Origin of the sequence: Curtobacterium uvaldense (genome assembly GCF_028307415.1) — a bacterium.
GTDB lineage: Bacteria > Actinomycetota > Actinomycetes > Actinomycetales > Microbacteriaceae > Curtobacterium.
Map to the genome: position 1 here is coordinate 23035 of NZ_JAQMHU010000034.1, position 9414 is coordinate 32448.

9 protein-coding genes and 1 tRNA gene are annotated in these 9414 nt (G+C 73.2%); 8 read left to right on the top strand and 2 right to left on the bottom strand.

Annotation, left to right across the window (positions count from 1 at the left end; translation table 11 throughout):
• The first annotated feature begins 17 nt into the window (after nt 1-17).
• Entirely contained in the window at nt 18-2063 is a 2046-nt protein-coding gene (locus PIJ49_RS15020) for a bifunctional copper resistance protein CopD/cytochrome c oxidase assembly protein (protein WP_271826961.1), read from the top strand.
• Nucleotides 2064-2108: 45 nt separating this feature from the next.
• Here PIJ49_RS15020 and PIJ49_RS15025 read toward each other — a convergent pair whose 3' ends face one another.
• Both PIJ49_RS15025 and PIJ49_RS15030 read right to left on the bottom strand, forming a co-directional pair.
• Nucleotides 2109-2420 (bottom strand): hypothetical protein, encoded by a 312-nt coding sequence (locus PIJ49_RS15025; RefSeq protein ID WP_209684196.1) that lies wholly within the window; start codon nt 2418-2420, stop codon nt 2109-2111.
• A gap of 25 nt (nt 2421-2445) precedes the next feature.
• Nucleotides 2446-3525, bottom strand: coding sequence for a DUF6177 family protein (locus PIJ49_RS15030; protein ID WP_271826962.1), 1080 nt, complete (start codon nt 3523-3525; stop codon nt 2446-2448).
• 217 nt (nt 3526-3742) lie between these two features.
• Here PIJ49_RS15030 and PIJ49_RS15035 point away from each other — a divergent pair.
• The 7 genes from PIJ49_RS15035 to PIJ49_RS15065 all read left to right on the top strand — a co-directional run bounded on the left by PIJ49_RS15035 (nt 3743) and on the right by PIJ49_RS15065 (nt 9293).
• Nucleotides 3743-3816 (top strand) — tRNA-Gly (locus PIJ49_RS15035).
• A gap of 44 nt (nt 3817-3860) precedes the next feature.
• On the top strand, nt 3861-4178 hold the full coding sequence (locus tag PIJ49_RS15040) for a hypothetical protein (protein WP_271826963.1): 318 nt from the start codon (nt 3861-3863) through the stop codon (nt 4176-4178).
• A 203-nt stretch (nt 4179-4381) separates the two neighbouring features.
• Nucleotides 4382-4651, top strand: coding sequence for a GlsB/YeaQ/YmgE family stress response membrane protein (locus PIJ49_RS15045; protein WP_271826964.1), 270 nt, complete (start codon nt 4382-4384; stop codon nt 4649-4651).
• Nucleotides 4652-4745: 94 nt separating this feature from the next.
• On the top strand, nt 4746-5867 hold the full coding sequence (locus tag PIJ49_RS15050) for an AI-2E family transporter (protein ID WP_271826966.1): 1122 nt from the start codon (nt 4746-4748) through the stop codon (nt 5865-5867).
• A gap of 37 nt (nt 5868-5904) precedes the next feature.
• Nucleotides 5905-7020, top strand: coding sequence for an FAD-dependent oxidoreductase (locus PIJ49_RS15055; protein WP_271826968.1), 1116 nt, complete (start codon nt 5905-5907; stop codon nt 7018-7020).
• Between the two features lie 28 nt (nt 7021-7048).
• On the top strand, nt 7049-8110 hold the full coding sequence (locus tag PIJ49_RS15060) for a glycerate kinase (protein WP_066651833.1): 1062 nt from the start codon (nt 7049-7051) through the stop codon (nt 8108-8110).
• A gap of 136 nt (nt 8111-8246) precedes the next feature.
• Nucleotides 8247-9293, top strand: a complete 1047-nt coding sequence (locus PIJ49_RS15065) for an NAD(P)-dependent alcohol dehydrogenase (RefSeq protein WP_271826969.1) — start codon at nt 8247-8249, stop codon at nt 9291-9293.
• Nucleotides 9294-9414 lie beyond the last annotated feature (121 nt).

The following is a 9414-nucleotide window of genomic DNA, read 5'->3' on the forward strand; positions in this document are numbered from 1 at the left end:
CCTACCATTGGACGGTCATGACCGTCACGTCAGCCGCCACGCAGCCCGGGGACACGGCACCCGACCCCGCCCCCACCACCGCGCGATCCACCACCGTCGCGACGGTCCTGGTCATCGCGATCCCCCTCGCCGTGGCGTGTGCCGTGCTCGGCATGACCGTGACCGGCGCCTTCACCGCGTCGCAGCAGCTCGTCTCCGCCGGTGACCTGGTCGAGTACGGCCTGCCGGTCGCCCGCGTGGTGCACGACACGACCGCCGCGCTGGCCATCGGCCTGCTCATCGTCGCTGCGTTCGCACTGCCCGCGAAGAAGGCGGACCACGGTGCGATGTCGAGCGTGCAGCACCGAGCCGCGCGGTGGGGTGCCGCAGCCGGTGCCGTGTGGTTCCTGGCGGCCGCCGTCGGCATCGTGCTGACCGGCGCCAACACCCTGGGCGTCCCGCTCACCAGCCCGGTGTTCGCCCGCAACTTCCTGCTCTTCGCGTTCCAGGTCGAGATCGGCCAGTCACTCGTCGTCTCCGCCACGGCGATCCTCGTCGCGACGCTCGTCGCCGCGTTCGCCACCCGGGTCACCACGCTCGCGGTCGCCACCGTCGCCGCGCTCTTCGCGCTGCTGCCCCTCGCACTCTCCGGGCACGCCGCGGGCGCCCTCGAGCACGCGAACGCGGTGAACTCGCTCGCCGTGCACCTGGTCGCCGTGTGCGTCTGGGCGGGCGGTCTCGTCGCCGTACTGCTGCTCCGCACCCGGACGAAGGGCGCCACCGGCCGGGTCGTCGCCCGCTACTCGACGCTCGCGGGCTGGGCCTTCGCCGCGGTGGCCTTCTCGGGCATCGTCAACGCCTCGCTCCGCCTGACCGGGCCCGCCGACCTCGTCACGACGACGTACGGCTGGCTCATCACGGTCAAGGTCGTCATCCTCGTGCTGCTCGGGCTCGCCGGGTTCGCCCAGCGCCGCAAGCTCGTGCCGGGTCTCCTCCGCGCGCCGCTCGACCGGAAGCTCTTCGTGCGGTTCGCCCTGGCCGAGGTCGTCTTCATGGCCGTCGCGATCGGCGTCTCGGTCGCCGTGTCCCGCTCGCAGCCGCCGATCCCGCAGACGCCGGAGACCGGGCAGGACACCCGCTCCGGCCTGCTCGGGTACACGTACCCGCCGGCGCAGACCGTGCAGACCTACCTGACGCAGTGGCACATCGACTGGGTGTACCTGGCGATCGCCGTCGTCGGTGCCGGCTGGTACCTCCTGTCGGTGCGGAAGCTCAAGCAGCGCGGCGACTCGTGGCCGGTCGGCCGGACCATCGCGTGGTTGCTCGGCTGCGCGCTGTTCATCTGGACCACCTCGGCCGGGCCGGCGGTCTACGGCATGGTGCACTTCTCGTCGCACATGCTCCAGCACATGCTGCTCATGATGTTCGTGCCGCTGCCGCTCGTGCTCGGCGGGCCGGTGCTCCTGGCGCTGCGGACCCTGCCGGTGCGGAACGACGGGTCGCGCGGCGCTCGCGAGTGGCTCATGCTCTTCACGCACTCGCGGTGGATGCAGTTCCTCGCGCAGCCCGCCGTCGCCGGTGTCATCTTCGCCGGGTCGCTCGTGGTGTTCTACTTCACCCCCGCGTTCCAGTACGCGATGCAGTCGCACGAGTGGCACGTCGTGATGGTCGTGCACTTCGTCTTCAGCGGGTACCTGTTCTTCTGGGTCTTCGTCGGCGTCGACCCGGGTCCGAAGCGCCCGCAGTACCCGATCCTCATCATCGCGCTGCTGGCGACCCTGGCCTTCCACGCCTTCTTCGGCGTCGCGGTGATGACCTCGCAGTCCGTCTTCGCGGCCGACTGGTTCCACGCCCTCGGCCAGACCGACGACCGGGCACTGCTCGCCGACCAGCACACGGGCGGTGGCATCGCCTGGGGCGCGTCCGAGCTGCCGATGGTGTTCGTCGCGCTGCTCGTGGTGCGCAACTGGGTGCGGACGGACAAGCGGGACGCCAAGCGCCTCGACCGCAAGGCGGAGCGCGACGGCGACGCGGACCTCAAGGCCTACAACGAGCGGCTCGCCGCCATGAGCAAGCGCGACTGACGCCGATCCCCCGGGCCCCGGGCGGGGTCCCAGCCCTGCGTCCGGTCAGTCGCCGTGGACGATGCAGACGGCGTCGAGCTCCATCGACGCCTCGAGCGCAGCGGTCACACCCGGCTCGCCCTCCGGCCCGAACGGCGTCACCGTGTCCACCCACCACAGCGGCGCGGACAGCGTCGGGGCGTCCGGCAGGATCCGCGCGACCTCGTCGATCGAGTCGACTCGTCGGACGCCGAGCACCGTGATCACCGGGTGCGTCGCGTCGCGGCAGACCTGCAGCACCGGACCGTCGTCGAGAGCTCGGACGCCCCACGACTCGTCGTGCAGCAGCAGCGCCTCGGCGACGTCGCGGGTCTCCACCGGTCCACGGCAGAGGAGTGTCACGTCACGCGGCACCCTGACCGCCCGTGCTCCGTCCGGAGGTGGCGTGCGACCCACGGTCGTGGCCGTCCAGCGCGCCCTCGTCGTGTGCGGGGTCGAGCGGAGCACCACCGACGAGCTGCAGGAAGCGGTCCTCGTCGATGCGGTCGAGGAACGACTCGAGTGCCTCCCACCCGTCGTCGAAGCGCACGACCAGCCCACCGCCGCCGAAGCCCGTGGTCGACGTGCGCGGTGGCGGCCACTCGCCGGCACGGTCGAGGAACTCCGCCGCCTCCGGGCCGACGACGACAGCCAGCGGGGTCGGTTCCTCGTGGGCAACGGCGCGGACCAGGTGGTCGGCGTCCCCGCGGCGCTGCATCACGACACCGAACACCGGCTCGACCTGGTCGGCGACGCGGTGCACCGCGTCCAGGAGCCGCGACGCGAGGGCCGGGTCGGCACCGTGCTCGGGAATCGTCAGCACCGCGGACATCGTCTCGACGACCACACCGTCGAGCAGGTGCGCGGTCATGGTCGCCGAGAACCCCTCGCCGTGCGCGTACGAGGTCGAGACCTCCGGGGCCTCGTGCTTGGCGTACTGCGTGACGACCCAGCGGTCCCACGGCACCGTGAGCGGCTCACTGGTGCCCCAGTGGGTCGGACAGGTGCCGACGGTCTCGCACAGGGCCTCGATCGCGGTCCCCATGTCGACCGACCGACCGGCGTGGTGGCGCAGGGTCAGGTCGATGCTGATCTGGCGGACCGAGTCCTGCGACGCGAGGTGTCCCGGCGTCGGCGGACCGACGAGTTCCGGCCCGCGGCGGACGAAGTCCTCGATGCCCGCGGCGGCGACGCCGGTGCGGCCGTCCCGCATGCTGCCGTCGGGACCGTCCACGGCCCATGCTGCCTGGTGCACGCCCAGCGCGTGCCGCAGGGCGGGGGTGACGGATGCCTCCTGGCCGGTGCGGAGCACGACCGTGCGGCCGGACTCGGACGCACGACGGAGCAGCGAGGCGAGCGACTCCGTCAACCACACGACCGGCGATGCGGAGCGGACCACGATGGCGGGGCCGACCACGTCGTCGATGAGGGGATGCCTGACCATCCGGGTCCTCCTCCGGTAGGGCGTCGGAACCCCCTGGACGGTACACACGCCGACGACACGTGTCCGTCGGCCAGGGGACCTCACAGGGGAGACACGGCGACCGGGCCGGACCGACCGGGAGGCCCGGCCCACCGCCGCCGCGGACCGTGCGGCGTGCGTTCGGCTGGCGTCCAGCGGAGAATCCGCTAGGCTTGCTGCGTCCCGTCCGACGGGATGCGCGAGTGTAGTTCAATGGTAGAACTCCAGCTTCCCAAGCTGGTAGCGCGGGTTCGATTCCCGTCACTCGCTCCACTGCTCCTCCTGATGCCCGTCGTCAGCCTCGCTACGCTGCGTGCATGACGTCCTGGTGGGATCGCACCGATCCGTCGGACGACCCGCGACTGTCGAACCGCATGCCGGACGGGATCGTCGCGTGCTGGTGGAACGTCGTCGGCGGCGCTGCGCTCGTGGTCGGCTTCCCCACGATCGTCCTCACGAGCGGCTCCGACGCCGCCCACGTCGTGTTCGCGCTCTCCGGGTTCGTGATCGCCGTCGTCATGGAGGCGTTCTTCCTCAGGAAGCTCCTGCAACGGCTCGCCGGCCGTCGAGGACTCCGCGCCGAGCTCGCCGAGGAGCAGCGACGCGCACGGGAGGACACCGACGAGCAGGGCTGACGCCTCGATGAGGTACACGCGGCTCCGAACCCGCCCGGGCAGCGCCTGGTAGACCTCGTTGGACGAACGCGTCAACGGTCGATGCACCGTGTGGGCTCCCGACGGAGCCGGCGGCCCTCGTGCTCCAGTCCCGAGCGGCTCACCCCACCTCCGGCGTCCCGGACCCACACATCACGCACGTCCGCACAACGAAAGGACCACCCATGAGCTTCCTCGGCTTCATCCTCCTCGGCCTCATCGCCGGCGCCATCGCCAAGCTGATCCTCCCCGGTCGGCAGGGCGGCGGCTGGCTCGCCACGCTCGTCCTCGGCGCCATCGGCGCCCTCATCGGCGGCTGGATCGGCGGCGCGGTCTTCAACGTCGGCTACGACGGCTTCTTCAGCATCCAGTCCTGGATCATCGCGATCCTCGGCGCGCTCGTCGTGCTGGTGATCTGGGGCCTCATCACGGGCCGCCGCGGGAGCCGCGCGTAGTCCACGAGCTCCACGACGACGGGAGGCGCGGTGCCGGCCGGCACCGCGCCTCCCGTCGTTCCACCCCCGTCAGCACGACCCGGAAGACCCCGCCATGCACCTGCGCCGCTCCCCCGCGCCGACCAGCGTCCGCCCGAGCACCTGGACCGACCCGTACGGCCGACTCGCGGTGCGCTGCCTGCAGACCGTGGTGATCGTCGTGGTCCTCGGCGGGATCGTCACCGCTGCGACCACCCTGAGCCTCGTCACGATCCCGGTGCTGCTCGCGCTCATCATCGCGTCGGCCCTGCACCCGCTGGTCGGCTGGCTCCGTCGGCACGGGGTCCCGTCGGTGCTCGCCACGACGATCGCGTTCGTGGCCGTCCTCGCGGTGCTCGCCGGCGTCCTGTGGCTCCTCGTCGCCGCCGTCGCGAACCAGTGGTCCTCGCTGCAGGACTCGGCGGTCGACGGGCTCCAGCAGGTGCAGGACCTGCTCCACGAGCTGCCCGTGCGCATCACCGACGGGCAGATCGAGGACGCCGTGGACGGTGTCGTCGACTTCGTGACGAGTGCCCGGTTCGGGGCGGGGGCCATCGCCGGCATCTCGGCGGTGACGAACGTCGTCACCGGGGCCGTGCTGATGGCGGTCATCCTGTTCTTCTTCCTCAAGGACGGCCCCGCGCTGTGGGAGTTCCTGCTCCGCCCGTTCACCGGCGAGCAGTACGACCGTGCGCGCCGCATCGGCGACCGCGTGGTGACGACCCTCGGCGGGTACGTGCGCGGGACGGCCGCCGTCGCCGCCTTCGACGCGGTCGCGATCGGCACCGGGCTCGCCGTGCTCGGCGTCCCGCTGACGATCCCGCTCGCGGTGGTGGCGTTCGTGACCTCGTTCATCCCGATGATCGGCGCACCGATCGCCGGCACGCTCGCGGCGCTCGTGACCCTCGTCGCACTCGGGCCGGTGAAAGCGGTCATCGTCGTCGCGATCGTCGTGCTCGTCAACCAGATCGAGGGCAACTTCCTGCAGCCCGTGCTCATGGGCAGGACGCTGCGGCTGCACGGGCTCGTCATCCTGGTCGGGCTGACCGCGGGCACCGTGCTCGGCGGGGTGACCGGCGCGCTGCTCGCGGTGCCGCTCATCGCCGCCGGGTGGGGCGTCGTGCAGGTGTGGAACGGCGAGGACGCCCCGGCGACGCCCTGGCGGCAGAAGCGGCGCGAGACGGTGCCGGTCGGCTGAGCGCCGGGCGGTCACCACGCCGCACTACGCTGCCCTGATGGACGGGACACAGCCGGACGAGACCCGGTTCGACGGGCACGTGGTGATCGGCGGCGGCGTGGTCGGCGCCGCCGCGGCCTGGGCCCTGACCGCCCGCGGCGAGCGCGTCCTGCTCGTCGAGCAGCACCCTCGCGGACACCTCGAGGGTTCGTCGCACGGCGCGACCCGGATCTTCCGGCAGGGCTACAGCGACCCGGAGTACGTCGCGCTGACGACCCGCGCGCTCGCGCTCTGGGACGCCCTCGAGTCGACGACCGGCACGACGTTGCTCGACCGGACGGGGGCGGTCGACCACGGCCGGCCCGAGGTGGTCGACGCCATCGCCGCGGCGCTGGCGGACGCCGGGATCCCCCACGAGACCCTGACCCCGGAGGCCGCCGCGGCCCGCTGGCCCGGCATCGCGTTCGAGGGGCACGTCCTGACCCACGCGACGGCCGGACGCATCCGGTCGGCCGACACGATCGAGCTCCTGCTGACGTTGGCGGAGCGGACGGGCCTCGCCGAGCTCCGGTTCGGCACCCGGGTGGCGGCGGTCGCGGACCACGGGGACGCGGTCACCGTGACGCTCGGCGACGGCACGGCGGTCCGCACGGCGAGCGTGGTGGCCGCGGTGGGGTCCTGGGCGCCCAAGCTGGTGGGTGACGTGCTCGCCGCACGCGGGGCGCGCCTCCCGGCCGTCCGCGTCACCCAGGAGCAGCCCGCCCACTTCCCGAGCCACCTGCCGGACGAGGCCTGGCCGTCGTTCGTGCACTGGGCCGACGGCGACGACGTGTACGGGCTGCTGACCCCGGGCGAGGGCGTCAAGGTCGGGTTCCACGGCACCGGCCCGGTCGTCGACCCCGACGCCCGCGACAAGCGCCCCGTGCCCGAGGAGGCAGCGCGGCTGCAGGCCTACGTCGCCCGGTACGTCCCCGGCGTCGACGCCACACGCCCGACGTTCATCAGCTGCCTGTACGACACCACGCCGGACGAGGACTTCGTCATCGACCGGCGCGGACCACTCACCGTCGCGACCGGGTTCTCGGGCCACGGGTTCAAGTTCGCGCCGCTGCTCGGGGAGGTCCTCGCCGACCTGGCGACCGGTGGCGAGCCGATCCCCCGCTTCGCCCTCTGACCGCCCGCCGCCCCGCTACGGTGGTCCGGTGCGCGTCGTCATCGCTCCCGACTCCCTGAAGGGCACCGCCACGGCCGCCGACACCGCGCGGGCGGTCCGGGCCGGGTGGCTCGACGAACGGCCGGAGGACGACGTCGTCACCGTGCCGATGGCCGACGGCGGCGAGGGCACGCTCGACGCGTTCGCCGCGGCGTACCCGGCGGCCGAACACGTGCCCGTGACGGTGACCGGGCCGGCCGGCACCCCCGTCGACACCCACTGGCTGCGCCTGCCCGACGGCCGGGCCGTGGTGGAGCTCGCGGCGACGAGCGGGCTGCCGCTCCTGGGCGGGGCACTGCTCCCGGAGACCGCGACGAGCCGAGGGTTCGGCGAGGCGATCGCGGCGGCGCTCGACGCGGGCGCGACCGGGCTCGTGCTGGGCATCGGGGGCAGCGCCTCCACCGACGGCGGACGCCCGGTGCTCGAGGCGCTCGGGCTCGCCGTCGGTGCTTCCGGCGCGGTCGACCGGTCGGGGCTCCGGCCCCTGCCCGCCGGTGGGGTGGTCGTCCTGTCCGATGTCACGTCACCGCTGCTCGGACCGGCCGGTGCGGTGGCCGTGTTCGGACCGCAGAAGGGCATCACGCCGGACGCTGCCCCGGCGTCCGAGGAGCGGCTCGCCGCCTGGGCACGCAGCCTGCCCGAGGTCGACCCCGCGACGCCCGGTGCCGGTGCCGCGGGCGGTGTCGGCTTCGGGCTGCTCGCCTGGGGCGCGACCCTCGCACCGGGAGCGCTCGCGGTCGCGGACGTGCTCGGACTCCCGTCGCTGCTCGACGGCGCCGACGTCGTGGTCACCGGCGAGGGACGCTTCGACGAGCAGAGTGCCGCGGGCAAGGTGCCGACGGTGGTCCGGGCGCTCGCGACGGAGCACGCGCCGGGGGCCCGGGTGGTGCTGGTCGCGGGCGAGATCGAGGCGCGGCTGGACGACTTCGCGGCGGCGGCCTCGCTCGTGGTGCTCGCGACGCAGACGACCGGTGAGCCGGACGACGCCCTGCGTGACCCGCTGCGCTTCGCGACGATCGCCGGGCAGCGGTTGGCGCGGCTCGTCGGCTGAGCGCCCGGGGCGTGGCCGACACGCCCGCCCGGGCGCACGAGGGGTACCCCGACGCAACCTCCCTGCCCCCGGGGCGCGGGACCACACTGGGGAGCGGGTCGCACCCGACCCGAGAAGCACCCCCACGAGGAGACCAATGCGCACCGTCAACGCGTACGCGGCACCGTCGGCCACCGAGCCGCTCGTCAAGACCACCATCACCCGTCGTGACGTCGGCCCCGACGACGTCATGATCGACATCGCCTACGCCGGGATCTGCCACTCGGACATCCACACCGTCCGCGGCGAGTGGGGTCCGATCCAGTACCCGCAGGTCGTCGGCCACGAGATCGTCGGCCACGTCACCGAGGTCGGCGCGAACGTCACGAAGCACCAGGTCGGCGACCGGGTCGGCGTCGGCTGCATGGTGAACTCCTGCGGCGAGTGCGAGCAGTGCCGTGCCGGCCAGGAGCAGTACTGCCTCGAGGGCAACACCGGCACCTACGCCAGCGTCGACCCCGCCGACGGCTCGATCACGCAGGGCGGCTACTCGCAGGCCGTCGTCGTGAACGAGGACTTCGTCCTGAAGGTGCCGGAGTCGCTCGACATCGAGAAGGTCGCGCCGCTGCTCTGCGCCGGCATCACCACCTACTCGCCGCTGCACCACTGGAAGGTCGGCCCCGGCTCGAAGGTCGCGGTCGTCGGCATGGGCGGCCTCGGCCACATGGCCGTCAAGATCGCCGTCGCCCTGGGCGCCGAGGTCACCGTCCTGTCGCAGACCACGTCGAAGGAGGCCAACTCGCTCCGCTACGGCGCGAAGGCCCACCACGCGACGAAGGACCCGGCCACGTTCGAGCAGCTCGCGCAGTCGTTCGAGCTCATCATCAACACCGTCTCGGCGAAGCTCGACATGAAGGCCTACCTCGGGCTGCTCAAGGTCGACGGCACGCTCGTCAACGTGGGCGCCCCGTCCGAGCCGCTCGAGGTCCCGGCGTTCGCGCTCATCCCGCGCCGCCTGAGCTGGGCCGGTTCGGCCATCGGCGGCATCGCCGAGACCCAGGAGATGCTCGACTTCTGTGCCGAGCACGACATCCTGCCGGAGACCGAGCTCATCAGCGCCGACCAGGTCAACGAGGCGTACGAGCGCGTGCTGTCCTCGGACGTCCGCTACCGCTTCGTGATCGACGCGGCCACGCTGGCCTGACGACGGGTCCACGGGCGGGGGGGGGGGGGGGGGGGGGGGGGGGCGGGGGGGGGGGCGGGGGGGGGGGGGGGGGGGGGGGGGGGGGGGGGGGGGGGGGGGGGGGGGGGGGGGGGGGGGGGGG

Coding starts and splice junctions, on each gene's coding strand:
- PIJ49_RS15020 (WP_271826961.1), top strand. CDS start 18: ATGACCGTCACGTCAGCCGCCACGCAGCCCGGGGACACGGCACCCGAC.
- PIJ49_RS15030 (WP_271826962.1), bottom strand. CDS start 3,525: ATGGTCAGGCATCCCCTCATCGACGACGTGGTCGGCCCCGCCATCGTG.
- PIJ49_RS15040 (WP_271826963.1), top strand. CDS start 3,861: ATGACGTCCTGGTGGGATCGCACCGATCCGTCGGACGACCCGCGACTG.
- PIJ49_RS15045 (WP_271826964.1), top strand. CDS start 4,382: ATGAGCTTCCTCGGCTTCATCCTCCTCGGCCTCATCGCCGGCGCCATC.
- PIJ49_RS15050 (WP_271826966.1), top strand. CDS start 4,746: ATGCACCTGCGCCGCTCCCCCGCGCCGACCAGCGTCCGCCCGAGCACC.
- PIJ49_RS15055 (WP_271826968.1), top strand. CDS start 5,905: ATGGACGGGACACAGCCGGACGAGACCCGGTTCGACGGGCACGTGGTG.
- PIJ49_RS15065 (WP_271826969.1), top strand. CDS start 8,247: ATGCGCACCGTCAACGCGTACGCGGCACCGTCGGCCACCGAGCCGCTC.